This window comes from Kribbella sp. NPDC051718, assembly GCF_040681515.1.
Classification (GTDB): Bacteria; Actinomycetota; Actinomycetes; order Propionibacteriales; family Kribbellaceae; genus Kribbella.
Genome location: NZ_JBFAYZ010000007.1, coordinates 347508 through 373170 on the forward strand (window position 1 = coordinate 347508; position 25663 = coordinate 373170).

24 protein-coding genes are annotated in these 25663 nt (G+C 67.1%); 12 read left to right on the forward strand and 12 right to left on the reverse strand.

Translation table 11 applies throughout. The features are described from left to right. Together lanKC and AB0M15_RS26980 are read right to left on the reverse strand one after the other, a co-directional pair. Nucleotides 1-2550, reverse strand: a complete 2550-nt coding sequence (gene lanKC, locus AB0M15_RS26975; RefSeq protein WP_363824228.1) for a class III lanthionine synthetase LanKC — start codon at nucleotides 2548-2550, stop codon at nucleotides 1-3. Nucleotides 2551-2671: 121 nt separating this feature from the next. After that, the gene (locus AB0M15_RS26980; protein WP_363824229.1) at nucleotides 2672-3595 is read right to left on the reverse strand and encodes a patatin family protein; all 924 of its coding nucleotides are present in this window, start codon (nucleotides 3593-3595) and stop codon (nucleotides 2672-2674) included. Between the two features lie 192 nt (nucleotides 3596-3787). On the opposite strand from AB0M15_RS26980, the gene AB0M15_RS26985 reads away from it, so the two are divergent. The 4 genes from AB0M15_RS26985 to AB0M15_RS27000 all read left to right on the forward strand — a co-directional run bounded on the left by AB0M15_RS26985 (nucleotide 3788) and on the right by AB0M15_RS27000 (nucleotide 6682). After that, the gene (locus tag AB0M15_RS26985) at nucleotides 3788-4699 is read left to right on the forward strand and encodes an MBL fold metallo-hydrolase (RefSeq protein WP_363824230.1); all 912 of its coding nucleotides are present in this window, start codon (nucleotides 3788-3790) and stop codon (nucleotides 4697-4699) included. Nucleotides 4700-4716: 17 nt separating this feature from the next. Further along, the gene (locus tag AB0M15_RS26990) at nucleotides 4717-5052 is read left to right on the forward strand and encodes a PadR family transcriptional regulator (RefSeq protein ID WP_363824231.1); all 336 of its coding nucleotides are present in this window, start codon (nucleotides 4717-4719) and stop codon (nucleotides 5050-5052) included. A gap of 77 nt (nucleotides 5053-5129) precedes the next feature. Further along, nucleotides 5130-5870, forward strand: coding sequence for a hypothetical protein (locus tag AB0M15_RS26995; RefSeq protein ID WP_363824232.1), 741 nt, complete (start codon nucleotides 5130-5132; stop codon nucleotides 5868-5870). A gap of 50 nt (nucleotides 5871-5920) precedes the next feature. Continuing rightward, the gene (locus tag AB0M15_RS27000) at nucleotides 5921-6682 is read left to right on the forward strand and encodes a DUF4184 family protein (RefSeq protein ID WP_363824233.1); all 762 of its coding nucleotides are present in this window, start codon (nucleotides 5921-5923) and stop codon (nucleotides 6680-6682) included. On the opposite strand, the gene AB0M15_RS27005 is transcribed toward AB0M15_RS27000, so the two are convergent. Together AB0M15_RS27005 and AB0M15_RS27010 are read right to left on the reverse strand one after the other, a co-directional pair. Then, entirely contained in the window at nucleotides 6660-7547 is an 888-nt protein-coding gene (locus tag AB0M15_RS27005; protein WP_363824234.1) for an alpha/beta hydrolase, read from the reverse strand. The genes AB0M15_RS27000 and AB0M15_RS27005 overlap by 23 nt on opposite strands. A 65-nt stretch (nucleotides 7548-7612) precedes the next feature. Continuing rightward, nucleotides 7613-8533 (reverse strand): sigma-70 family RNA polymerase sigma factor, encoded by a 921-nt coding sequence (locus AB0M15_RS27010; protein WP_363824235.1) that lies wholly within the window; start codon nucleotides 8531-8533, stop codon nucleotides 7613-7615. Between the two features lie 176 nt (nucleotides 8534-8709). Between AB0M15_RS27010 and AB0M15_RS27015 the strand changes: the two genes are divergently transcribed. Further along, nucleotides 8710-9630: a lysylphosphatidylglycerol synthase domain-containing protein gene (locus tag AB0M15_RS27015; protein WP_363824236.1), complete on the forward strand. Its 921-nt coding sequence runs from the start codon at nucleotides 8710-8712 to the stop codon at nucleotides 9628-9630. Nucleotides 9631-9679: 49 nt separating this feature from the next. Then, nucleotides 9680-10306, forward strand: coding sequence for a hypothetical protein (locus AB0M15_RS27020; RefSeq protein ID WP_363824237.1), 627 nt, complete (start codon nucleotides 9680-9682; stop codon nucleotides 10304-10306). Nucleotides 10307-10333: 27 nt separating this feature from the next. Here the strand turns inward: AB0M15_RS27020 and AB0M15_RS27025 are convergent, their stop codons facing one another. Further along, nucleotides 10334-11674, reverse strand: coding sequence for an FAD-dependent oxidoreductase (locus AB0M15_RS27025; RefSeq protein WP_363824238.1), 1341 nt, complete (start codon nucleotides 11672-11674; stop codon nucleotides 10334-10336). Between the two features lie 187 nt (nucleotides 11675-11861). Here AB0M15_RS27025 and AB0M15_RS27030 point away from each other — a divergent pair, with 187 nt between their 5' ends. Beyond that, complete coding sequence (locus AB0M15_RS27030; RefSeq protein ID WP_363824239.1) at nucleotides 11862-12494, forward strand: dienelactone hydrolase family protein; 633 nt, start codon at nucleotides 11862-11864, stop codon at nucleotides 12492-12494. Between the two features lie 111 nt (nucleotides 12495-12605). Here AB0M15_RS27030 and AB0M15_RS27035 read toward each other — a convergent pair whose 3' ends face one another. Beyond that, a complete protein-coding gene (locus AB0M15_RS27035) occupies nucleotides 12606-15128 on the reverse strand; it encodes a X2-like carbohydrate binding domain-containing protein (protein WP_363824240.1) in 2523 nt (840 codons plus the stop codon). 200 nt (nucleotides 15129-15328) lie between these two features. Here AB0M15_RS27035 and AB0M15_RS27040 point away from each other — a divergent pair, with 200 nt between their 5' ends. Genes AB0M15_RS27040 through AB0M15_RS27050 form a run of 3 tightly spaced genes read left to right on the forward strand, consistent with a single transcriptional unit; the run spans nucleotide 15329 to nucleotide 18056 of the window. Further along, entirely contained in the window at nucleotides 15329-16810 is a 1482-nt protein-coding gene (locus AB0M15_RS27040; RefSeq protein ID WP_363824241.1) for a hypothetical protein, read from the forward strand. Next, nucleotides 16807-17433, forward strand: coding sequence for a hypothetical protein (locus AB0M15_RS27045; protein ID WP_363824242.1), 627 nt, complete (start codon nucleotides 16807-16809; stop codon nucleotides 17431-17433). Before AB0M15_RS27040 ends, AB0M15_RS27045 begins: the two co-directional genes overlap by 4 nt. Before the next feature lie 14 nt (nucleotides 17434-17447). Further along, nucleotides 17448-18056, forward strand: a complete 609-nt coding sequence (locus AB0M15_RS27050; protein WP_363824243.1) for a hypothetical protein — start codon at nucleotides 17448-17450, stop codon at nucleotides 18054-18056. Here AB0M15_RS27050 and AB0M15_RS27055 read toward each other — a convergent pair. The 4 genes from AB0M15_RS27055 to AB0M15_RS27070 form a co-directional block, all read right to left on the reverse strand. After that, nucleotides 18053-20650, reverse strand: coding sequence for a hypothetical protein (locus AB0M15_RS27055; RefSeq protein ID WP_363824244.1), 2598 nt, complete (start codon nucleotides 20648-20650; stop codon nucleotides 18053-18055). The genes AB0M15_RS27050 and AB0M15_RS27055 overlap by 4 nt on opposite strands. Before the next feature lie 49 nt (nucleotides 20651-20699). Next, nucleotides 20700-20963 carry a hypothetical protein gene (locus AB0M15_RS27060; protein WP_363824245.1) on the reverse strand — a complete coding sequence of 88 codons (264 nt, stop codon included), beginning with the start codon at nucleotides 20961-20963 and terminating at the stop codon, nucleotides 20700-20702. Beyond that, the gene (locus tag AB0M15_RS27065; RefSeq protein WP_363824246.1) at nucleotides 20953-21408 is read right to left on the reverse strand and encodes a hypothetical protein; all 456 of its coding nucleotides are present in this window, start codon (nucleotides 21406-21408) and stop codon (nucleotides 20953-20955) included. Before AB0M15_RS27065 ends, AB0M15_RS27060 begins: the two co-directional genes overlap by 11 nt. A gap of 171 nt (nucleotides 21409-21579) precedes the next feature. Beyond that, a complete protein-coding gene (locus tag AB0M15_RS27070; RefSeq protein ID WP_363824247.1) occupies nucleotides 21580-22314 on the reverse strand; it encodes a lipoate--protein ligase in 735 nt (244 codons plus the stop codon). 27 nt (nucleotides 22315-22341) lie between these two features. Between AB0M15_RS27070 and AB0M15_RS27075 the strand changes: the two genes are divergently transcribed. Next, nucleotides 22342-23064, forward strand: coding sequence for a hypothetical protein (locus AB0M15_RS27075; protein WP_363824248.1), 723 nt, complete (start codon nucleotides 22342-22344; stop codon nucleotides 23062-23064). A 47-nt stretch (nucleotides 23065-23111) separates the two neighbouring features. On the opposite strand, the gene AB0M15_RS27080 is transcribed toward AB0M15_RS27075, so the two are convergent. Beyond that, nucleotides 23112-24092: a methyltransferase gene (locus AB0M15_RS27080; protein ID WP_363824249.1), complete on the reverse strand. Its 981-nt coding sequence runs from the start codon at nucleotides 24090-24092 to the stop codon at nucleotides 23112-23114. Nucleotides 24093-24225: 133 nt separating this feature from the next. Here AB0M15_RS27080 and AB0M15_RS27085 point away from each other — a divergent pair, with 133 nt between their 5' ends. Beyond that, a complete protein-coding gene (locus AB0M15_RS27085; protein ID WP_363824250.1) occupies nucleotides 24226-25206 on the forward strand; it encodes a hypothetical protein in 981 nt (326 codons plus the stop codon). Here the strand turns inward: AB0M15_RS27085 and AB0M15_RS27090 are convergent, their stop codons facing one another. Continuing rightward, nucleotides 25207-25656 (reverse strand): transglycosylase SLT domain-containing protein, encoded by a 450-nt coding sequence (locus AB0M15_RS27090; protein ID WP_363824251.1) that lies wholly within the window; start codon nucleotides 25654-25656, stop codon nucleotides 25207-25209. Between the last annotated feature and the right edge of the window lie 7 nt (nucleotides 25657-25663).

A 25663-nucleotide genomic window follows, 5' to 3' on the forward strand; every position in this document is an offset into this window, starting at 1 on the left:
CTACACCTCCTTCCGTGGCTCGCAGGGTTCGGACGACGGAACGCGTCCGAGGAACGGGAGGGCCACCGGCTGCTCGTGCAGGGCGGCTCCGAGGGCCAGCAGGACACCGGCCGAGCCCGTCGCGAGATCCATCGACAGGCGAAGCAACTGGTTGCCGGGGAAGGCGAGGCCGCCGGCGTACGGGAGCGCATGCCAGCCGAGACCGGCGATCAACTGCTCCTGGACACCCGGGTCGAGCCGGGTCGCGGCGAACAGCAGACCGGCGCGACCCATGAAGAGGCCGGGCTGGACGAAGTACCCGCAATGGGTGACCTTCCGCAGGGCGGCGAGGGCCGGGGCGAGGTCGTCGTCCGGGCGGTGGCGCAGGTAGCGGTCGAGCACCAAGGCGATACCTGCGGAACCCTCTTCGAGGTACGGGAGAGTGCGCCAGCCCTGGTTGACCTGCAGCATGCCGTGATCGTCGGTTGTGCAACGGCGCAGGTCCTGTTGCAGGGCGATCCGCGCGAGGTCGAGCAGGCCGCTGTCGCCGGATCGCTCATAGGCACGCAGGAACAGCAGCGCCGGTCCCGACGAACCGAACATCAACCCGGCGCGGGGGCGCCCTTCTCCGCTGAGTTCCGGCACGTCGCTGGGTCCACCGAGCCGATCGGCGACCTGATCAACGACCCGGGTCGCGGCCGCGAGGACGGCCGGCTCGGCGGCGAAGTCGAAGAGGTTGAGGCCGACGCCCGCCAGGCCGGAGTACAGGCCGAGCTCTTGTATGCCGACAGGTTGCGCCAGGCAACGATCCAGAGCGTCGAGGGCATCCTGGTGGTAGCCGAGTTCGTTGAGTACAAGGGCGATGCCGTGGAGTCCGCTGTAGAGACCGGCGCCGATCGCCGGGTCATGGGCGTGCCGGCGCAACCACTCGTCGTACTCCGGAAAGCGCCCACCCCCGCATCGCGCCAGCGCGTAAAGCACCCCAGCCGCCCCATGCGCGAGGTTCACGCCACCGCCCGGCTCGAACTGCTGGATGTCCCCAGGGAACAGCCGATCGTCCCGCTCCGGCGTCGCACCCGCCACGATCGCCTTGGTGATCGCCGCCCGCACCTCCACCCACGAGACCTTGCCGGGCAGCACCAACTCCTCCTGCACCGTGGCCGGTTCGCCAACAATCGTCGCGACCGCTAAGTCGAAGGTTGCCCTCGGCACCGAAAACGTCTCACTGATCTGATCGGCGAGCTGGTTCGCCTTCTGCGGATGGAAGCGCAACAGCATCGTCGACTGCGGCGCGAACAACCCAAGCGCCATACAGGCCAACGCATATCGGTCCACATCGACGCCCTGTCGATCACCGGGAGCCGCATACCCCGGATGCGCCAGCGCCGACCGTGCCTGCTCGGTCACCAGCGTGGCGACCTCGAAGTCGATCAGCACCAACCGGTCGGCCCCGTCGACAAGGATGTTGCCCGGGTGAAGGTCATTGAAGACCACACCACGCTCATGCAGCGCCGCGACGGCTTGCTCCACCTTGCCGAGCATCTCGAGCGCCCACGACGCGTACGCCGCCAGCTCCTCGACCGGCGCATCCGGCCTGGTCAACGGATAGCGCCGACCGATCAACCGCTGCAGAGGATTGGAGTCGACGAACTCCTGCACCAGGAAGTGGTGATCCCCCAGCGTGAAGTAGTCGTGCACGGCCGGTACCACATCCAGCCCCGCCAGCCGTCGCAAGATGTCGCGCTCGTGCCCCACCCGGGCCACCGCGTCCCGCCCGATGACGTCCAGCCCGGCAAGCGGCCGGCCTTCCTTGAGTACGACCTTGATCTCGCTGTCCCGGTGATGCCCGAGGTAGACGCCACCGCCGTTGGAGAATTGGATCACGCTCTCGATCACATACGCGAGGTCGTTGGTGGTCACCGCATTGCGAGCCTGCAGGTGCGACTCGAGGAAGGGCGGCAGCGTCACCCAGGAAGGAATCGAGAAGATCGGTCCGCGAACGTCGGGAACCAGCCGGCCCTCGGCATTGGCGAGCGCGTAGACCCGTTCCCCGCTCTCCGAGAGGCAGTACCGGGTGACGAACGCGCCGTATCGGACGAAGAGCGGCCCGGTCCCGTAGCGCAGATCGCTCAGGATGTACGGCCCGGCGACTCCGGTGAGGATGCCGTCGAGTTCCTTGAGCACCAGCTCGAGTTGCGCGTCATCGCCCGGATAGATCGTGACGAGCTTGCCGCTCGAGCCACGGGCAGCCGACTTCGAGTTGAGCATGACCGCGACCGGCTTGCTGCGCAGGAACTTGAACGCCAGGCCGCGCGGAACGCAGTACTCCCAGATCGCGGCGATCGCCCGCTCGGCATCGTCGAGGCCGGCGGACACGTGGATCTTCCAGCCCTGCTGCGGAATCTCGGCATCCGACGGCGCGTAATGCATCCAGACGTCGCCCCCGTGGTGGTCCCACCCACTGGGCACCGGACGGGCACAGGCCGCGAAGTCCGGATCCTCTGCCCCGCGATTGGTAGGGGTGTCGTAGAACAGCCGATCAGCGAGGCAGTAAAGCTCGTACTGCTCCATCTCGACCTCCCATGTGAACGACCCGTCGTCACATGGTGTGTCCCCTCAGCCGCGCTGCGTAGTGTCTGCCGTCACGACCGATGCGTGAGGAATGCGTCCGATACTCCTGCGTATCTCAACCTCATCGCGTCAGCCCGAGGGCGTCGAGGGCTGCTCGGCGGCCGGTGTCGACGGCTGCTCGGAGTGGGGCGGGGCGGCGTTCGGTCCGGCTGATCTTGGCGCTGCCGAGGGGTGGGCGGACCTGGATGGTCGCCGGGTGAGTCGACAGGAGCCGCTCTTCCTCCGCCCTGATCTCCACCCGGTGCAGCCACGGATCGAGTGCTCCCGGCGCGTTGCGGGCGAACCATCGCGCCATCAGCAGCCGTTCGCCCCGAGACGGAGGCGACTGGAGCTCGTCCGCCCGGCGGGTACGAAACGCGACCAGGTGAGTGGCACCCTGAGCGAGCGCGGACCGTACCGGCGTCCCCTCGCTCAACCCCGCATCGACAAAAGCTCGCCCGTTGATCGTGATCGGATCCCCCGCCAGCAACGGCATCGCGGTCGAGGCACGCAAAGCTGCCTGCAGACTCGCCTGATCGCGGATCTGATCATGCAGGTCGACGCCCTCACCCGTCAGCGCATCCGTAGCGATCGGGTGCAACTCGACCGGACTGTCGAGGATCTCCTGGAACCCCATCGGCATGATCTCCGTATAGACCGTGTCGACGAGATACCCGGTGTCCACCACCGGCCCGCCCCGGAAGAACCGCCGCGGGCTGATCGTCGTCCCCATGATCGCCGGATCCCACCACGCATGCATGGTCCGCTCGGCACGACCGCAGATCAGCCAAGCAGCATTCAGCGCACCGGCCGAACTCCCGTGGACAGCGTCGAACAACGGCAGCATCCCCAACTGCTCGACCGCGACCGTCATCCCACTCGAGTAGGCGCCCCGAGAGCTCCCGCCCTCGATCAGCAGCACCACCCGCGCATCGTCTCGCCGATGCCCAGGCGTACTCCCCTGCTCCTTGCGGGCCCGCAGCAACCGAATGACGTCGTCGTCCATACAGTCCTTTATAGCGATCCGCCGGCTGGCCGGCACGTTCCGCGGCTTCCTGGTCGCCAACCCGATCCTCGCGCAGATCATGTTCGCCCTCGTCACCAGCGTCCGCCCCTCGATGAAAGGCCACGCCATGACGCTCTCCAGCCGAGGGGCGCTTCGGCGGGGTGTTGCTGGGCCCCTCTAATCTTGGTTGCCATGCGCAACTCAACGACCCCGCCGGCCGCCGTCGAGATCAGTGAAGGCATCTACGCCTACATCCAGCCGGACGGGAGTTGGTGGATCAACAACGCCGGCTTCCTGGTCGGCCGGCGCGGCGTGATCAGCATCGACACCTGCGCCACCGAGAGCCGCACCCGCGACTACCAGGCGGCGATCGCCAAGGTCACCGACCAGCTCGTCCGGACCATCGTCAACACCCACCACCACGGCGACCACACCTGGGGCAACGCCTTGTTCACCGGCGCGACGATCGTCGCCCACGACCACCTCCGCCCCCAGATGGAGGCCTTCGGGCCGCCCGCGCAACTCCCGCCGCTCTGGACCCCGGTCGACTGGGGCAACCTCGACCTGCAGCTCCCCACGCTCACCTTCCCCGACCGCGTCACCGTCTGGAACGACGACCTGGCCTGCGAGGTCCGGTACGTCGGTCAGCCCGCTCACACCACCAACGACTCGATCGTCTGGATCCCCGAACGCTCCGTCCTCTTCACCGGCGACCTCCTCTTCAACGGCGGCACGCCCTTCGTCCTGATGGGCTCGGTAGCCGGCTCCATCGACGTACTAGAGAACGTCCTCAAGCCCCTCGATGCCACCACGATCGTCCCCGGCCACGGCGGAGTCGCCGGCCCGCAACTGATCGACGACGTCCTCGACTACCTCCACTTCATCCAGGACACCGCCCGTACCGCCAAGGCAGCCGGGCTTACTCCCCTGGAGGCTGCCCGCAACACCGACCTGGGCCAGTACGCCGACCTCCTCGACGCCGAACGCATCGTCGGCAACCTCCACCGCGCATACTCCGAGCTCGGCGACTTCCCCTTCGACCTGATCGCCGCCTTCACCGACATGGTCACCTACAACGGCGGCCCCCTCACCTCGCACGCCTGACGGAATACCCTGTCCGCATGACCGACCGAGGGATGCAGGAGCTGGCCCTGCTGTTGCTGACCGCGCTCGCCAACGAGTCGCGGCACGGCTACGCGATCGCTCAAGAGGTCAAAACGATTACGGACGGCCGGGTGGCGCCGCGCACCGGCGCTCTGTACGGCGCGCTGGATCGGCTACTGGCGGAGGGCCTGATCCAGGTGGAGCGCGAGGAAGTCGTGGGCGGTCGGGCCCGCCGGATCTTCGCACTGAGCCCGGCCGGTCGCGACCGCCTCGAAGCAGAGGCCGAGCGGCTGGCAGCCACCGCCCGCGAGGTCCGCCGACGACTGGCCGGCGGCACCGCGCCAGCCACATGACCGACCCGCTTCTCCGGCTGTACCCGGTCGCGTATCGAGAGGCCTACGGTCGCGAGATCCTCGATGTCCATCATGAAATGACAGTGGATCTGCCCCTTCCGGCCCGCGTACGTGCGGATGCCGATCTGATCGCGCATGCCCTGCGCGTGCGGCTGAGACTCGACTCCGCCTCCCCCGGCGGCCGCTTCTTCGCTCTCACCGCACCCTTCGCCCTGGCCGTCGCCGCGGCCTACGCCGGCATTCAACTGATGCGCTGGTACGCCGGAATCGCACTCTCCCCCGGCTCGACCCGCAGCCATCTCGTGACCATCGACCTCCCCCAAGCACTCAACATCGTCCTGCTGGCGACGACCACCATCGGCGCCATCCTCACCCTCACCCGTCGCTGGCCCGCCGGCCGATTCCTCACCATCACAGCCCTTCTGGCCTTCGCCGCTCAATGGCCGGTCACCCCAGCCCTCTACGGCAACGGCCCCTACGAGGCTCTTGCCGCAACCCTCACAGCCGCCACTCTCCTCGCCTGCCCTCCCGACCTCGCCACCTCGGAAGACGACTGGATCGACGGACGGCGGCTGGCTTTTGCAGCTGGGGTGATGGCTGCCATCGCCTGGTTTCCGGTCGCGCTTGTCGAGACTCGGGCGTTCGTCGTCAGCACGGACTACGGCGCCTGGCCGTTGCTGACGCTCGCCGTCACCGGCATCGCCCTGGCGCTTTACGCCAGACCAGCCGGTCTGCGCGTGCTGGCGGCGACAGCGATGGCTTCACCACTCTTTCTCGCCCACGCCTACGCGACCGGGGTTTTGGAGATAGTCCGTTGAAGTGAGTACTCTCGGGTGCGGACTATCCCGAGCAGAGAAGACGACCAACGATGCCCTTCACCCTGGCCCATCCCGCCGCGGTCCTCCCCCTGCTGCGCCCACCCTTCGTCCCGGCGGCGCTGGTCGCCGGCTCCATGGCCCCCGATCTCCCGTACTTCCTCAGAGCCGCCGGCATCGCCTCGACCAGCGCGGGCGACTGGTACGAGCCGTTCCTCAACGCCACCCACACGCACTCCCTCAGCGGCCTCCCCATCGACCTCCTGTACGCCGTAGCGCTGGTAATCGCCTACTGGCTGCTCCGCGCCCCACTCACCGCCCTACTCCCACCCGGCCTAGCCATCCCCGAACCGACTGCAATCAGGCGCGCCAAACTCCAGTACGTCGGATGGCTGGTCGTGTCCGCTCTGATCGGTGTCGGCACCCATCTGCTCTGGGACGCCTTCACCGACACGGATCTGCTCCCGGCGCAGCGACTCCTCCAGTACGCGAGCACAGCATTCGGCCTCGCCGTCGTCACCTGGTACCTCTGGCAGCACCGCGATCGACTCCGCACCGGCAACGACCGAACCCACCACTTCACCCCAGCGGTCCGCCGGACAGTACTGGCCCTACTGATCGCTGCCCCGCTACTAGGCGCCGCCCTGCTCGCCCACCGCGACTACACCGACTACCAGGCCGCATCGACCACCTGGACCGCCACCGCAGAAGGTGTTCTGACCGGCGCGGTCAAGAGGGCGGGCGCCGCACTAGCAATCGCCCTCTTGCTCTACACCGCGGCCTGGCAGCTAATCAGACCCCTACGAAGGCAGTAACCGCCGCAGCGAAGGCCCCCGGCTCCTCCAGATGACCGAAGTGCCCACTGTGCTCGAGAACCACCAACTGCGAACCTGGGATCAGCTTGTTGAGCTCCTCCGCCCAGCGCATCCCACAGATCGGATCGAAGCGTCCGACGATGACCAGCGCCGGGACGGCGACCGACCCCAGCACCTCCCGATCATCGATGACATCCGGTACGCCGTCCGCGTCGACCCCCGAGATGTAGGTGCCACTGACCATCGCCTGCAACGGCTCGAACTCCGCCCGCCGATTCCAGAAGTCAGCGACATACAGCGGAATGATCCCGCCCAGCGCGACCGTCATCCCCTCATCGGTCGAGATGGCCGGAATCGACTGCACGGTCGCCAGCACCTGCGGAAGATCCGGATTGCCCTCGTTGCGGGCGACGAACTCCTCGATCTTGCGCATGAACTCGGCGCCGTGCTCGGGCCCGGTGACCGGCGCACTGTCGTACAGGATGAGCCCGGCCAGACGCTCAGGATGCGTGAGCGCGTAGCGCTGCACCACGAAGCCGCCGTGCGAGTGGCCGAGGAGGTAGACCGGGCCGGCGGCCAGAGCTTCGATAACACCATCGAGCGCCGAGACATAGCGATCGCGGGTATAGCCGTCAGGATGGCTCGCAAGGCGTCCAGAGCCGCCCGTACCGATCGGCTCGACGTAAACCATCGTGAGGTGCTCCTCCAGTTGCGGCACCCGCAGGTACTCCCAGAAGACGCCCGGCCCGCCGGAGTGCGCGACACACACCGGGCCGCTGCCGTGGACGTGGTATCGCTGGGCGATGCCGTTCAGGTCGATGGTGTGCGTACCTGTCGCCAGCGAGTTCGAATCGAGGTTGGTCATACCGACAGGACGCAGGCATAGGAACGAAGTTCACAACACTACGTGTGACCTGGACCACGAAAGGGTCAAGCGGCGACAGGGTGGTACAGCCGCAACTCCTTCACCAGCCCCTCCGACAGCGACATCAGCCAGATCGCGGCCGGCGGGCAGTGCTCGGGATCGTCCGGCGGACTGATCAGGTCCGTCTCCCAGATCGCGATCTCCTGGCTGGCGACCACATGCCTGAGTCGCTGATGAACCCCAGCCTCCAGATCGCTCTCCATCCCGCGCAGCAAGAACGAATGCCCGATGATCGGCTGCCCGCGGAGGATCAAAGCAACCTCCGGCGACCACCGCTCCGCCAATACCCCGGCGAACCGCCCCCGCTCGGCCTCCGCCAGCGTCTCCAGCCCCTCTCGCCGGCTGGCCTCGGTCAACGCCCCCGCGTCGCCGTGCGCAGCGTCCGCGGTACCGCGCAACGCCTCCGCCAACTTGGCCCGCCCCTGACTGAGCCGGCTGCGAATCGTCCCCACCGGTACGCCGCAGACCGCCGCGATCGCCTGGTACGACGTGACGCCGGTGCTGAAGTACCGCAGCATGACCGCCATCCGGATCGGTGCCGGCAGCTCCTCGATCGCCCGCCAGATCCAGTCCCGGGAAGCGTGCTGATCCAGCACCTGCTCGGGCGTCGGCGAGGTAGATGCCAACGGCAAGCTTTCGATCGGCAGCACCGACCCGGCAACCCGCAGCCGGGTCCGGCACGCATTGCGGACGATCATCCGCAGCCAAGGCCCAACCGCCGCGGGATCCCGGACATCCCCGATCCGCCGCAACGCGACCAGAACCGCATCCTGCACGGCATCCTCCGCATCAGGCCCGAAGCCGAGCACCCCAAGCGCGACCGCCCGCATCCCGGCCTCATGCCGCTGCAGCAGCACCCCCAGGGCCCCGACATCTCCACCCTGAGCGCTCAGCGTGAGCTCGGCGTCGGTACCCCCGCTGACCATGCCCCAAGCCTACCGAGGCGGCCAGAGACACCAAATATTCAACAGCCGTACCTCACCAGTCACTACAGAACCGCGTGTCCCGTCAAGATGCGAGGGCATCGTTGCGGAGCTATGGTCTGAGCGACGAGTCCGGTCGCCCCCGGTCGAGGAGCTCGTTCCCCTGGAAGGAGGCCGCGATGCGCGCCGGCCCTCAGCAGTTCAGCGCCCTACGGCGCTGGGCCTGGACGATCATCGGCAATCGCACCGTCCGCGTCGCCGCCCTGCTGGGCGCGGTAGGACTGTCGTTGTGGAACGTCGAGCGGGTTCCGCATACTGCGGTACTGCCCGCCATGATCGGCCTGCTGCCGTTCGCGATCGGCAAGTACGTCCTGTGCCCGCTGCGCTGGCACTCGCTGTCGACCAGCGGCCGCTCGCGCTGCTGGCACCTTCGCGCCTACGCGGAGAGCGAGATCCTCGGCCTCATCTCTCCCTGGCATGCCGGCGCCGACCTGTGGCGGATCCACCGCCTGGAAGGCACCGGCGTACGCCGTGCGCCCGCCGTCGCCGAAGTCGCACTCGACCGCTTCGTCGGTACGGTCGGCCTGACGTGTGCCGTCGCGGTTTGTGGCGTCGCGTTCCCACGGACCGTACTGATCGTCGCTCTCAGCCTTGCCGCCGTCGTACTCGCGGTGGCGCTGATCGTGAATCGACGGCATCCCCGTCTCGCCGGGCGCTGGCCGTGGCCGTCGCCGAAGGTCTTTGCCGGCGGCATCCTCTTGTCGGTCGGCTACCAGGCAACGATTCTCGGCCTGCTGATCGGCGCACTCCATGCGGTCGGAGACTCGGTGTCGGCCTTCCAGCTGGCCGCAGTGTTCGGAGCCAGCCAGCTCGCCGGTGCGCTGCCCGGCGTCCATGGAGCCAGTCCGCGTGAGGGCGCCCTGGTGGCTGGGCTCGCGTCGATCGGCGTTCCTTGGACCGCAGCGTTCGGCGCTGTCGCGCTGACTGCGATTCTCTACTGGATCCCGGCCTTGCTCATCGGCGGCACTTTCCTCTTCCTGCGTTGGCGTGGCTGGTTCACCGATCCAGTGCTAGCAAGACCTGTCGATCAGCTCGCGTAGCTGCTCGATTCGGTCGGGACCGAAGCAACCAGCTCGTACAGTCGTAGCTGTGCTGACCGACCCGAACTACTTGGTCCCGACCACTCCCCCGGCCGCTACCGGCGTCGCCTGGCTGCGCTCATCCGTCGCCCGCTTCAGCAACGGCCCAACCCACACCCGCCGCCGAGCACTCGCCGTCACGGCGCTGGCCGCCATCAACCCCGACGACCTACGCGCCCTGGCACTCGAGCGCGGCACCGGACCAGTCGAAGTACTAGCCGAAGCCCTCGGCCTACCCCCGTCGATCGCCGACGACATCGCCATCATCGCCAGGTCTTACCAACCCCACACCGAAGTCACCCCAGAGGCCGACGAAGCCGTTGCCCGCCTCATCGTCCTCCTGGGCTCCGACGACGAGCACGCTGCGAACCTGATCGCCCTGCTCGTGCAGGCCTGCAACGCCACCAAGGCCCTGATTGCGAACACGCTCGCCGGCCGCAGCGACCCACCGGTGCCCAAGACCCGGCGGATCGCCCCCGACGGCACGACGGTGGAGATCGACCTGGCCGGCACCCCTTTCGGCGCCGGCCCCCACGCCTGCCCCGGCCGACTCCACGCCCTCGCCCTCACCGAAGGACTTGTCGCAGCGAGCCGCCGGCCCTGCCAGCTCCGTCGACCAGGCCCAGCGCCGCAGTGACGACCAGCGCGAGCATCCCCTCGGGTCTTAGCCCTGGGAGGCCTTCAGCATGTCCTCGCGCGGTACGACCTTGATCCGCTCGCGGCCCTGGGTCTGACCCAGCGACTGCTCGTGGGCGTCGAGGCGGGACCAGCCGTCCGCGTCGACGACGGTCGCGCCGCGGTCGGCGAGGTGGGCCAGGATCGCGTCAGGGTCGGCGACCTCGGGTCGCGGGAGACCTTCGAGATCGGCCAGCAGGCTGGCGATCGTCTCGGCGGCGTCCGACTTGGTGTGACCGATCAGGCCGATCGGGCCGCGCTTGATCCAGCCCGTGGTGTAGAGCCCTGGCAGCGGTACGTCGTCGATGTCGAGGACCCGGCCGCGGTCGTTGACGATCACTCCGGCCTGGTGGTCGAACGGGATGCCCGGCAGGTTCGACGACAGGTAGCCGACTGCGCGGTAGACGGCCTGCACCGGCGTTTCGACGTACTCGCCGGTGCCCTTCACCGTGCCGTCGCCTTGCAGCTCGGTCCGCTCGGTGCGGAGCGCCTCGACCCGGTCGGTGCCCAGCACTTCGACCGGCGCCTGGCAGAGGTGGATGTGGATGCGGTGCTCGGCGCCGGTCGGCTCGGCCTCGAGGTACTTGAGCAGGGTGTCGACCATCAGCCGCGTGCCCTTGTTCGAGTTGATCGCCTGCTGGCTCGCCTCGTCGATCTCGAAGCCCTCCGGGTGCACGATCACGTCGACAGCCGGGGAGTGCGAGAGCTCGCGCAGCTCCATCGGGGTGAACTTGATCTGCGCCGGGCCACGCCGGGCGAACACGTGCACGTCGGTGGCCTGGTTGGCCTTCAGACCGCGGTAGACGTTGTCCGCGATCTCGGTGGTGAGCTGCTCGTCGGCCGGCTTGGCCAGCATTCGAGCCACGTCGAGGGCGACGTTTCCCGCTCCGAGGACGGCGATGTGGCGGGCTTCCAGTGGCCAGTCGCGCGGTACGTCGGGATGTCCGGCGTACCAGCTGACGAAGTCGGCGGCGCCGTGGTTGCCCGGCAGGTCGATGCCCGGGATGTCGAGCTCGCGGTCGGTGATCGCCCCGGTCGCGAAGATGACCGCGTCATAGTGCCGCCGCAGGTCCTCGAGCTTGAGGTCGGCGCCGTACTCGACGTTGCCCAGGAACCGGATCCGGTCCCGCCCGACCACCCGGTGCAGCGCCTTGATGATCTCCTTGATCCGCGGGTGATCCGGCGCCACGCCGTACCGCACCAACCCGAACGGAGCGGGCAGCCGCTCGATCAGATCGACCGTGGCCGTATCGTGCTCCTTGGTCAGGATGTCCGCCGCATATATTCCCGCAGGCCCAGCGCCGACGACGGCGACTCGGAGGTCTCGCACGGATCTCCCCAGTTCACTCGAGCATTACAAATTAGGCAAGCCTTACCTAATCACCCTATCCGCCGCAACCCCTGATCCCCAACTCTTGAGATTCATTTCACAAGCACGGCTCTGATACCCCCAAGGCATCACAGCCGGCCGAACAGGTCTTGGACGACACTCGCCCGGCGCGAGCAGAGTCAGAGCTATGAAACCTGGGATGAACCGCGACGCCGTGCTGTGGTCAGCATCCGAGACCGACCGCGATCAACGGCCCGTCCTGGTAATGCTGCACGGCTGGAGCTACGACGAGACCCACCTGTATCGCCTCCTGAAACCCCTGTTGCCGGCTGACCTCGTGGTCGCCTCGGTCAGAGCGCGCATCCCGGAAGCAGGCGGCTACGCCTGGTTCCCGAGCGCGGGCAACCCGATCGGCGACCCCCAGCCACAGGTCGCCGACGCCGCCACCGAAGACGTGCTCGACTGGCTGCGAGGCATCGACGCGCCATCGATCGGCCTGACCGGCTTCTCCCAAGGCGGCGGCATGGTCCATCAGTTGATGCGCCACGCCCCCGACCGTTTCGCGTACGGCGTGAGTTTTGCCGGGTTCGTCGTACGGGATCAGCAACCCGGTGACGCGACTCTGGCGGAGACCCGCCCACCGGTCTATTGGGGCCGGGGCGAGAACGATTGGGTCATTCCCGCCGGCGCCGTCGACCGCACCGAACGCTGGCTGAAGGAACACGCCACCACTGAGACCCATGTCTACCCAGGCCTCGGTCATGACGTTGCCGGTCGGGAGATCACCGACGCCGTCGCCTTCATCGGCAACCAGCTGTGATTCAGGGCAGCTGGAGGAGGCGGCCGAGGCCGTAGTCGAAGCGGTTGTCGTAGGTGTCGTCGACCCTTCGGGTGACTTGGGGTGGCCCGTTGCCGGGCCATCCCAAGGCGCTTACTTGGCGAGGGTGTAGCGGATCTGGTCGTTGCGCAGGACGTCGCCGGACACCTTCACGATCCGGAGGGTGTGGTTGCCGTCCGGCAGACCGGTCTTGCTGAACACCTGCTGCTGGGTGAGCCGGGCGTCGCCGTGCAGGTTGACCCGGGTGACGAGCTTGCCGTCGATGAAGACGTCGGCGTTGCCCTGGTCCGGAGCCAGCGCGGTGACCCAGTCGACGCTGACACCCTTGAAGGCGAACTGCAGCGCCGCACCGTTCTCGGTCGCCGCGTGAACGTCGTCGCGGTAGTCACCCTTGAAGCTGAAGTCCAGCTTCGTACTGCCGACCGGCTGGGTCGCCAGGTACTCCTTCTTGATCGTCACGACCTTGCCCGCGACGGTGTAGTCGGTGCCCTTGACCAGCAGCTTGCCGGCGTTCGCGATCGAGGCCAGCTCGCCGGGATCGCGGGCGATCTCGGTGGTGACATCGGCCTGGGCCTGCTTGTCGAAGGACGCCGTACCCGGGTTCAGCAGGCTCTCCTGCCGGATCACCAGCTTGTCGACGAGCATGAACTGGCCGGACTTCTTCACACCGCGGATCGTGTGGCTGCCGTTCGGCAGATCCGAGATGCTGTAGACCAGCTGCTGCGCGGACCGCGAGTCGGCGTGGGTGTCCACGGTCGCCTTCAGCGCGCCGTCGACGTAGATCTCGACCTCACCCTGGGACGGGTCCTTCTCGGTGATGTAGTCGACGCCGTTGCCGACGAAGCTGTACGAGAACGCGTCGCCGTTGGTCTCGGTGTACTGGACGTCGTCCTGGTAGTCACCCAGTCCACGCCCGGTACTGCGGCTCCACGAACCTGTGTAGACGATGCCGGAGTTGTCGTTGTTCAGCTCGACGGTCCGGGTGCCACCGTTGCCGGCCACCGGCGGGGTCTGGGTGCCGGTGTCGGTCACGTTGACCGTCAGCGGCTCGGAGACGGCCGGTACCTCGTTGTTGTTGTTCCGCGTCCAGACACCGTCGTACGAGACGCGCAGATCGTCGTCGTTGACCCGGATCGCGGCCTTCTTCGCCGGCGTGACCTTGAACAGCCGGACACCGTGCGGGGGGACGACCGCTGCGGTGTAGCTGCCGTTGTACTGGCCGAGATCCCGGCGCGCCCACAGGTCGCGAACGGTCGCCGAGCCGTCGAGGCCGAGGTCGGAGAACTTCGCCGTCATGTCGGCCTCGGTGGTACCGAGGTTGAACAGGGCAACGGTGTAGGAGCTGTCCGCGTTGAGCGAGTACCAGACCTGCTTGTTCGTCTTGGTCGAGACCGGCTGCGCGGGACGCCCGGCCTGGTTGACCGCGACGACCTCGGGGTTGGTGAGCAGTTCGAGGCCGTACGAGTCGAGCTTGGTCATGTCGTTGCCGATGTAGAACGGTGCCGCCGAGACGGCCCACAGCGTTGCCGCCGTACGACGCTCGTCCTTGGTCATGCCGTCCATCGTGCCGTTGCCGACGTTGAGCGAGTCGAAGTCGTTCCAGCCACCGGGTCCGGCGTGCCGCCACCAGTCGGCGGCCTTCGGGAACAGCCGGTTGATGTTCGGCCAGGCCGTGAGTGCCTCACCAGGGCAGTAGCACTCGACGTCCCACTCGACCCGCCAGCCGTTCGCGACCGACTTCCAGTAGTCCGCGTAGTTGATGTCGAGGGCCCAGGACAGCTCGAGCCAGATCTTGTGCCGGGCCAGCGACTGCGACCAGCCCTTGACCTCCTCGCGGGCGTCGAGGGACAGGTCGTTCTTGCCCGAACCCGGGGTGACGCTGTCGAACTTCAGCAGGTCGACGCCCCACGAGGCCATCAGGTCGACGATCGAGTCGATGTACTTCTGCGCGCACGGGTTGTCCATGTCGACGCGGTAGCCGAAGCCCCAGTAGTCGCCCTGCTGCAGCGGCTGCTTGGCCAGGTTGCCGGTCCGGCACTCGGGGGCGCCGTAGACGGGGTAGTTGGCGTCCAGCACGGCCTTGGAGATGCCGGGGATGCTGTAGATGCCGACCTTCTGGCCGTTGTCATGGATGTGCTTGATCAGCGCCGGCAGACCGTGCGGGTACAGCTTGGTGCTCGGAATCGGGCGGCCGTACTCGTCGACGCCGCCGTTCCAGGCCGCGTCGATGTTGATCCGGTTGTACCCGTACGGCTGCAGCTTCTTGTGCATCGCGTCCGACTGGGCGGTGATCTGGGCCTCGTTGATCCAGTTGCCGCCGTCGTTGGAGTACACCTGCATGCTGTAGCTGCTCCACCCCATGTAGGGCTTGGCCGCTTGCGCTCCCGCAGGCCCGAGTGAGGGGCTCCCCGCGGTGATGACGTTGGCCGGCATCGAGATGCTGCCGGACGTGGTACTGGTCGTGGTCTTGGTCTTGGCGTCCGCGGCGTTCGGCGCGGGCTTGGCTCCGCCCGGCCCTTGAGCGGCCGAAGCGGTCAACCCGATCGGGAGGACGGCGGCGACGAGAACCCCCGCGAGGATGCCTCGCCTCGTCTTGTTACGAAGGAACCTGGACATGAGCGATGCCTCTCTTTGTGGCTCGTTCAACCCCCGGGCGAGAACCACAGATCGGATAGGATATTGGAACCCTCATGCCTGGCGCAGACGATGTCAAGATCCGGAGACAGGATTATTGACGCCGTTAACTAATTGCCCACTACTGGCGGTAACCCCACCGGCGCTCCACGATGAAGCAAGCAATCTGTGGGGGGAACCACATGTCGCATCACAACGCCCTGCTCAGCGCCTTGAGCGAAGAGGGCGAGCTCATCCTGGGGCAGAACCTGCCGTTCTGGCGCCCGGGCCTGCGAGGCCGGGTATCGACGGACCTGGTGATCTCCGCGAACGAACTGCGAGCGCTGATCGTCGGCGGACTGTCCGGCCGACGGCGACTGACTGTCCGCGGCGCGGTCATCGAAGGCATCCTCGACCTGTCCGGAACCGCGATCGAAGCGCCGCTGGAGTGCAGTTGCTGCTGGTTCGCCGACGACCTTGACCTCCGGCACGCCAAGCTACGCGGTCTCGACCTCACGGGCAGCGCGTTCAGCGGACAGGTCCTGCTGAGCGGATGCGAGGCGAGCGCCGACCTCACTCTGACCGGTGCGATGCTCGAAGGTAGGGGCCACAACGGGCTGAGCCTGGTCGGCGACGGCCTACGAGTGACGGACAGTCTTCATCTCGACGAAGACTTCAGCTCGCTGGGCGCGATACGGCTGACCGGCAGCCATGTCGGCGGTGACCTGGTACTGGACGGAGCAAACCTCGCCGGCTTCGACCAGCACCGGGTCAGCCTGTCGGCGGACGGGATACAGGTCGATGCCATCGCGAGTCTGTCGGACGGGTTCAGATCGGCGGGAGCGGTTCGCCTGGTCGGGGCGAGTATCGGTGCGCAACTGAGAATGCGAACCGCGACCCTGACCGGTCGCGAGGCCGGTGGCTGCGCCCTGGTGGCCGACGGCCTCAGCGTCGGACACGACGCAAACCTCAGCCCGGGGTTCGTCACCGAAGGAGCGGTCCGGCTCGTCGGCGCCCGGATCGGAGGTCAACTCAAGATGCAGGGAGCCACTCTGCGCAGCGCGAACAACGAGGGAATCAGCCTGCTCGGCGATCGTCTTCGCGTCGCTGACAACACCTACCTGAACAAAGGTTTCAGCACCGACGGCGCCGTCAAGCTCATCGGCGCACGTCTGAGCGGGCACCTGAGCATGACCGGCGCAATGATCCACGGCTCCAACTCCAAAGGTATCGGCCTCATCGCCGATCGCCTTCAGGTCGACGACAACGTGTATCTCGGATCGCTCAACTGCGCGGGTGCGGTACAGCTCATGAGCGCGCAGGTGACCGGGAGCCTGTCGATGAGCGGAGCATCGATCAACGGCGCCAATCCGAGAGGCGTCAGCCTGATCGCCGACCGGCTGCGAGTCGACAGCAGGGTAACCCTGAATGAGGGATTCACCACAGCTGGAGCGGTCCGGCTGGCAGGCGCGCGGATCGGTGGCCAGCTCATCCTGAACGGCGCCGACCTCCGCGGGACCAACGCCGACGGACAGAGTCTCATCGCCGAAGGCCTGCACTGTGAGCGCAAGCTCATCCTGAAGAGCGACTTCTCGGCCACAGGCAACCTCGGCTTGCGGGAGCGGAGATCCAGAATCTGGTCGTCGGCGACTCGGCCGATGAACTGCCGACGCTTGGCGATGTGACCGGATGGACCGTCCAGGACGTGACCGGCAGGATCCGGACCGACCGCTCGGCTGCGGAGGCTTGGTTGTCGACTCAGCCGGCCGCCCAGCCCTGGCACGCGATGGCAGGGGTCTACGACCGGAACGGCCAACCGGCCGACGCACGCCGGATCCGCTACAGATCAGCGGTCCGCTCGACCAGGGGCACCGCCAAGCGCATCTGGCTCGCTCGACAGACATACCGGTGGACGACTGGCCACGGCTACTACCCGCTGGCAGCCCTGTTCTGGCTTGCCCTCATCTTCGGTGCGGCCACCACTCTCGCCGCCTCCTCCGCCGACCAGTTCACCACGGCGACCACCGCCACCATCCGTGCCGACCTGACAGCCAGGGGGCACGTCCCCGTACCAGGCCGGGTTCCAGCCTCGCAATGCTCTCGCGCCACCTGGGATGTCCCGTGCTTGGACCCGCTGGCCTACGGCCTCGGAACCGCATTCCCAGTGATCGGCTCGGCGAACACCTGGACCCCGTCCAACGACTCGCTAGGACTAGCCATCACCTTCCACATCATGCGCCTGATGTCCTGGGTCTTCGCCGCAATCCTCCTGGCCGGCATCACCGGCCTTCTCCGCAAACAAACCTGACCGGAGCCGAACAGATGACGGACGAGCTGCAACAATTCGATCCCGCTGAACTCCGACGGCGAGCCGCCACCGCGGCGGAGTTCCGTCGAGATACCCCGCCGTCGCAACTGGCGGTCCAGCGAGAAGAGACCGAGACCACCAAAGGCTGGTTCAGCTCGCGTACAACGACGACGCGAGTACAGACGGCCGAATCCGCAGGTGGATGGATCCTGCTGGTCGACCGGGCAGAAGGACAGGCGGCATTCGAGGGTGCGAGCTACGTTCACGCCCGCACCTATGTCTACGAGCGAGGGCGACTCCTCATCCTCACTGTCACCGGCGAATTCGAGGTCGGCGAGTACTTCGTCGAGAAGTACGCTCCGATCGGCGCCAACCAATCACCCGGATGGGAGAATCACGAGCTGACCGCCATCCACCTGGCGACAGACGACGACCTGGCCAGTTTCGGCCGGCTCAACCGCGCGGAGTACGAGCAGGTCGAAGCCACTGACAAGTCCTGGCGACGAGAGCTGGGACATAACTGGCAGATCACTGTGCCGCACGCGGCGTTGGAACTGAGCCTCGCCTTGAAGAATTTCGAAGAACAGGGCTGGTACATCGACAGACTCGAGGTTCACTACTAGTCCGCAGAGAACCGACTCCTCGCCGTCTCGAAGATCCTCTTCCAGCGAGCCACAACCTCGTCGTAAGGCCCGAGCCACTGGGTCGGTACTTCGGAACGCAGCGGGCTGCCCATGATTTGAAAGAGGCACTCGATGGGGATCCAGGCCCGTCCCCGCGAGAGCGGCCGATCGTCGACCTCGTCCGCCAGCCGTGCCGCCAATTCGCGGTCCTCGGCTACGTATGCGCCCCAGAGCGCGCCAAACGTATACCGATAGCCGATGACGCCAGTTGCCAACAGGTCGAGCGCGTGAAGTCGCTCCAAGGCGACGCTGACCATCGCCGGATCCGCCCGGTGATGAAGCACCAGGGACAGCAGGGCGTGTCCCAGGCCGAGGTTGTGCCCAACCAACTCGCAATCAGCCTGCAGCGCAGAGATCTCTTCCAGCTCGCACTCACCCAAGAGCGTCCGCCGCATCAACGCCGCGCCGGCCTCTTGGAGATATTCTCGCTCGCGACCTCCCTCTCGCAGTCGAGCTACATCGCCGCTGAGCATATGCAGATGGACACCGTCCAGCCGGCCATGCGCGAAATCCGCCTCCCGCTGCATGGCGACATGTTCGGGACGGCCTTCCGACTCAACCAGGCTGTCCCGGAACCGCCGAGCACGCGACATGGTCTCCGGCCGCTGCCTGCGGTGCAAATCCGACGGTGCCCTCGCGATGACCTCATCGAGGACCGCCAAGGCCTCGTCCCACTGGCAGAAGGTCCGCAATGTGTAGGCAGCATGCCGCGCGGCATGGACTGACAGCGGATGCGCGGACCGCGCGACCTCTCGCAGCAACCCGAGTCGCTCGTCGAGGGCTACTGCAGATTTTCCCGCCACGAACTTGAGCACAAGATCGCCGTATGTCGTAGACGCTACCGGCGGTATCAGTGCGCCCAAACCGCTGATTGTCGGGCCATGGATGATCGCCTGCGTCAGCCAGTCGGCATACCCGTCTTTGGTCGCCGCAGGGATCTGCACAAGTTCCTGGCAGACGATGGTGATGGCTGCTGCGATGAAGCGTTGGACTTCAGCGCTGTCCTCGGCTTCTTTGGCTTTGTCGTGCACGCGGCGGATCTCGGCGACTGCTCGGGTGGCTGCTGCCTGCCAATCATGAGGTGACCAGCCACCGATGACTGAGCTGTCAGCTGCGCGGAGGGCAGATCGGATTTCGTCGTGGATGCGGTACGGGAACCGCTCCCCCGGCACCATGTCGATCATCGGCCGGCGTACTGCGCGCTGGGCACAGCCGTGGTCGACCCCGGCCGCCGCGGCCAGCAGGTCGAGATCGAAGGCGCGGAACAGGGCGCCGGCTCTGATGGCGCGTTGTTCGTCGGCGGGGATGTCCTCCAGCACCCTGCTGACCAGGTCACCGAGGGAGCCGGTCACGTCGTCGACCGTTACCTGCCGATGACCGCCGTTGTCGCGGACCCCGATGGCGACCTGGCGAGCCAGTTCGAGGTACTGCGGAAGGCCGCCCGACGAGGTGACCAACTCCTCGACCACGGAGTCCGGTATCGGCAGCTTGAGCAACTGCCGCGCCCGGACGATCACGAACCTGGTGTCATCGTCCGACAACTTGCCGATCAGGTGCTGCCGCGGTTCCTCGGTCGCACCTGGAAGTAGTCCCGGCCAGATCGCGGGGCCGGTGGCCGCGAGGTTGGTTCGCCGGTAGTCCCACCAGTCGAGCATGTTGCGACCGGTCAGCACGAACAGCATGTTCGGCAGCTGGTGGATCAGGTCGTTGAGCAAGAATTCGGCGTGCCGCCGGTGGTCGATCGACAGCCGCTCGGTGGTGTCGATGAAGATCACGATCAGCGGCATCCGCTCGGCCAGCGACAACTCGTACGACAACACGTAGGCGATCTCGCTGAGCAGGTCCGGACGTGGCGACGTCGGGCTCGGCTCGTCGAGACAACGGCCCACCAGCTGTTCGTAGTCCGGGTAGGCGTCGAATGCCTTGATCTTCTGGCGTCGGCGCCTGATCTCGTTCATCACCAGCCGCACGCCTCGAACTCCGAGCCCGGCGACGCTGTCGAGCAGGCCGACGTCCTGGGCGACGTCGGCGATGGTCTCGATCACGCCGTCGCGGACCCGGCGCTCGTTCGGCGACTGTGCGGGCATCGGCGTCCCGGGTTTGACCGCCGACCAGTACGCCGCGAGGGCGAAGTCGAAGATCGGCAGGCTCGGCCGGACCGGGACCAGCCCCCGGCGGATGGCCAGCACCAGCGACAGTAGATCGATCTGCCCCGATGAGGTGTGCAGGTCGACCCGGATCGTCGCATCGACCTTCGTGTCCGGAGTCGATCCCCATCCGGTGACGAGCGGCAAGTCCCCATCGACCCAGGCCTGCAGGCGGGCGGAGAGCGCCGTCTTCCCGATGCCGCCGACGCCGTAGTACGTCAGGACGTTGTAGCGGGAATCCGAGTCCTCATCGGCATCCAGCCGCCGCCGGAACGCCCGCAGTGCCGTCCGGAATGCCTGCGACTCCGACATCCGATCCGTGAACAACTCTCCCGCATGCGGCTCTCGCCCCCGCGGCCCGGTCGAACCGGGCGGACGCAATGGCATCTATTCCCCCACAGATGATTTCTCCGAGTACCAGCAATTCCCGCCGAATTCACTCCAGCGCCGAATCCACCTGCCGCTTGAAATCGGCCCGGAGCTCGGCCGGAAACCCTGGAAAGAAACCTGGCCTGAATTTCCGCGCCCGCTCCACCGCCTTGTCTTTGCCGGCGGCTCGAAGCCGGCCGGCCAGCGCTGCCATGTCACCAGCCAACTTGCTCCGCCCCTCCGGCGTACCGTGCGCCGAACCGCGCAGGTAGGACCGGGCCAGCGCCTCCACCAACTGCTCGAGCTCCTCGCTCCTGGCACTACCGAACATCAAGTCCTCCAGCGTTCTCCGGGTGAAGGAAATCTCCACCGAACCGTGGCTGCAGTTGCCGCGCGAGATGGTTGGCCGTATCGGCTACGACAGCGACCACCTGGTTGATGAGTTGCTGGGTGACCGTCTCGCCGTACAAGGCATACGAGAAGGTGAGCCAGGCTCCCTGCGCGTCGCTCTGCAGACCCAGCGCGCCCATCTTGAAGGCGGTCGCGTTCCAGCCGAGGTACTGGATCAGCGCCTCACTCACCTGGACGTCCTCCAGCACCGACGCACGCACGTCGACCAGGACCTGCGCGGTCGCCAATTGCTCGAAAGCGACGAATACGCTCGTCACGCCAATCTGCGGGACAATGATGTCCAAGGCAGCATTGGTATAGATATTCGAATAGAAGCGACTGAGCCATTGGAAGCACTGCACCCGCATCTCTTGCTCATCGGCCATCAACAGGCCCCCACCCCTGGGAATTCGGTCCGGTCGCCCGGTGAATCACCGCACTGTCAGCGCGAAGGGACGATCATGACATCCACCCCGCTGATTCGCCAGCACTCGACGACATCTTTCGGCGCATATTCTCACCACGCCGGAATGGCGGGCCTGTGGAGAAGAAGCGGGCTACGCCCGGTGGTCGGCGGACAGCGTTGCGGCGACCTCGAGAGTGGCGGCGTCGAGGGGGGCTGGTCCCTGTACACCGTACGCGGCGGTGACTCGCTGTTCGAAGGCGTCCGGGTCGAGGTCGGGTAGCTCCGATGACAGCGAGCCGACCGAGGTCGCGTCGAAGGGGAGGTCGAGGTGGCGGTAGATGTCGGTGAGGAGGGGGCGGAGTTGGGCGTCGCCGCCGAGGACGACCAGGGCGCTGAAGAGCCAGGCGTTGCGGACTACGCGTTGGCCGGTGCCGACCAGTTTCACCACGCCGCGGGCGTTGACGCTGTGGGCTCCTGGGCAGTATTCGCCGGGTACTGCGCCTACGCGGGCGTCGATGCCGGAGTCGCGGAGGATTTCGGCGTACAGGTTGCCGAAGTGCTGGAACCGGCTCTCGAGGCCGTCGGGCGCGAGTGGTTCGTGTTTGACGTGGTCGATCACTAGGGCTTCCGGCGTGTAGGCGACCGGGCGGCCGCCGACGGCTCGTACCAGCGGTTCGAACCCAGCCTTGCGGGCCGATCGGAGGGCGGCATCGAAGCCGGGGAGGCGGGTGTCGCGCCGGCCGAACACCACGACGGGCGCCGTCGGGCGGTAGATCCGCAGGGCCTCGCTCAGGTCGCCGGTGGAGGCCTGCCGCACCATCGCGTGGGCGACGGCCAGCTCCATCGCCTCGTCGCCGCTTGGCAACGCACCCGAGAAGAGCCGCACGACGCCATCGTGCCATGGTTGGTTGCTGTGACGACCTATCGGGACCGCTATCCACTGTCCACGCGAGAGATCGACGGCGTCACCGTCCAGATCATCAGTCCCCCAGCCGGCGTCGAGCCGGCGGCGGGGATGCCGTGGGTGTGGCGGGCTGAGTTCCTCGGGGCTTTCGACGAGGCCGACCAGGCGATGCTCGACGCCGGCGGGCACCTGGTCTACGTCGAGGTGCCCGACCGGTACGGCGACCCGGTCGCGATGGCGGCGTGGTGGACGGCGTACAGATTCCTGGTCGACGAGCTCGCCTTCGACCCGCGCCCCGGCCTGATCGCCCTCAGCCGCGGCGGCCTCTACGCGATCTCCTGGGCAGCCGCCCACCCCGACTGCGTCAGCGCCATCTACCTCGACAACGCCGTCTGCGACCTCCGCAGCTGGCCCGGAGGCCTGGGCGACGCCCGCCCCGCCCCCACGGAATGGCAACAAATGCTGAAGGTCTACGCCCTGGACCCGGCCGACCTGGACGCCGTCGCCGCAATCAGCCCCATCAGCAAACTCGCCCCGATCGCCGCCGCCCGCATCCCCCTCCTGGTCGCCTACGGAGACGCCGACCGCGCCGTCCCCGCCAACGAAAATTCCATCCCCCTCCTGGCGAACTACACCGGCCCCTCCCAAACAGTCATCCGCCCCGGCGCCGACCACCACCCCCACGGCATCGACCCGGCCACAGTCCGCTCCTTCTTCGAAGCGGCCCGCTGATTTCCCGCTGGCTGGACGTGCTGCCAGGCGCCCGGCGCGGTCTGGCGTCAACGGGCCTCGACGATCGACATCCGGCTGGGGGTGTCGATGACGCGGGTTTGCCGGAGGCCGGCGGCGGTGAAGAGGGCGGCGTACTGGTCTTCAGTGCGTTCGCGGCCGCCGGGCATGACCAGCATGTTGATGTCGGAGAAGGCTGCCTGGGCCTCTTGGCCGGGGCGGTCGAGGATCGTCTCGATGACCAGGATCGCGCCGCCCGGATTCAGTGACCGGGCGCAGACCCGGAGAATGTCGACGCAGCGGTCGTCGGGCCAGTCGTGCAGGATCGACTTGAGTAGATAGACGTCGGCGGGCGGGACTTCCTTGAAGAAGTCGCCGGTGGCTGCCGACCACCTCGAGCTGACCGCGGGCGACACCGGCTCGGTGGCGACGACGTGCTCCTGGTCGAACACCGTGCCGACGAGCTGGTCGTTGCTTCGGAGTACGGCGTCCAGCACGATGCCCTTGCCGCCGCCGACGTCGACCACCGTGTGGAAGCCCGAGAAGTCGTACGTGTCGGCGACCGCCGTCGCGATCTTCCAGCTGAGCGCGGTCATGTTGTCGTTGAAGATCTCGTTGTGCTCCGGCTGGTGCTGCCGATGCGTCCAGACGTCGACACCGTGCAGCGCCTCGAACGCGTTCTCGCCGGTACGCACGCTGTGCCCGAGATGACCCCAGGCCGCCCAGAGCGCTGGATCCTGCAACGTCCGCGCGAGCGGCCGCAGCGAACCGGGCACGTCCGATCGCAGCATCTCCCCCACCGCCGTGTTGCTGACCGCGCCGTCAGCCTCCGCGTACACGCCGATCGCGACCAGCGCCCGCAGCAACCGCGCCAGCGTCTCCTCGTCGGCGCCGGCCACGGTCGCCAGCTCGGCGACTGTCCGCGGTCCCTTCGCCAGTTCGTCCGACAGCCCGAGCTCTGCCGCCACGCTGAGCGCCGCGGAGATCCGGTAGCCGGTGATCATCGATTCGAGTCCGCCCCTGGTGTCCATGGATCAGATCATGCACCCGGAACCCCGTCGGCGACTCTGCCCGGACGCGACTACTTTTCGACGGCACGTGTTCAGCCGGTGGTCGCTCGCTGACCGCAGACTCGGAGGGTTGCCCCCTTCGAGAGGACAGAAGATGAGCTGGCTTGGGAAAGCGCGCGTCGGAGTCGTGGCCGTGGCGGTTGCGGGACTCGGGATCACCGGTACGTCGTACAGCTGGGCCGCGACGACTTGGCCCGGAGGGTCGGCCGTCACCACCGCCGACGCGAGCAACGTGTTCGGCACGAACCTGAGCGGCCTGTCGTTCCAGAGCTCCACCGTCTTGTGGGCGGTCGACAACGGCCCGGGCAAGGCGTACAAACTCGTTCCCAACGGTACGACCTGGAAGCCGGACTCGGTCGGCGGCCGGACCCTGCACTACAGCAACGGCGCGGGTGACCCGGATGCCGAGGGCGTGGTCGTCACACCCGACGGCGTGGTCGCCGCGACCGAGCGGAACAACGACGACGATGACAACAGCCTGCTGAAGGTACTCCGCTTCGACGCCAACTCCTCGTCGTCGACGCTGAACGCCAACGCCGAGTGGAACCTCACGGCCGACCTGCCCGACGTCGACCCCAACGGCGGCCTCGAAGGCATCTCGTGGATCCCGGACTCGTTCCTCACCGCCCACGGATTCCGCGACGAGCACACCGGCGCCGCCTACTCCCCCGCAAGCTACCCGGGCCACGGCACCGGCCTGTACTTCGTCGGCCTCGAGGACAACGCCACGATCTACGCCTACGCGCTCAACCAGTCCAGCAGCGGCTACACCCGGGTCGCCACCATCAGTACCGACTTCTCGGCCGTGATGGACCTGGAGTTCGACGGTGCGACCGGCCACCTGTGGGCGGTCTGCGACAACAGTTGCTCGGGCCAGACCAAGACGCTGGACATCAATGCCCAGGGCAAGTTCGCGGTCACCGCGACGTACAGCCGCCCGTCCGGGATGTCGAACCTGAACAACGAGGGCTTCGCCATCTCACCGACCTGCTCCAGCGGCCACAAGACGGTGCTCTGGTCCGACGACGACAACACCAGCAAGCACGCACTCCGGGCCGGCACCCTGAACTGCTAGTCAGCTGACGGCCTTCGCGGCCTTGTTCCAGTTCTCGTGCAGGTTGTCGAGGTACGACTGCGCCTGAGCACCCGGCTTGGCACCGGTCGCGAAGGCCCTCATGTTGCCCGCCCCCGTGTTGTAGCCCAAGGCAAGCAATTCGTCCTTGCTGAACTTCCCGCTCCGCCGGTCGGGCAACCGCCGGGCCAGGTCATGCAGATGCCAGGCCGCTGCCTCGATCGCCAGCTCCGGATGATCGGGCAACTCTTCCCACTGCCGCTTGCCGAACCGCCCACGCTTGGTGTCGTCGAAGGCGGCCCGATGCATGTTGGCGATCCCGAACGCCGAGTCTTCCTTGATGTGCTGCCACGACCGCTCCAGCTGCGGATCATGCGGTTTGTACGCCTCGTTGTACAAAATCCCCATCAACAACTGAGCACTGACCCCAGCCCGCTTCGCGTACTTCCGCACCGGCCCC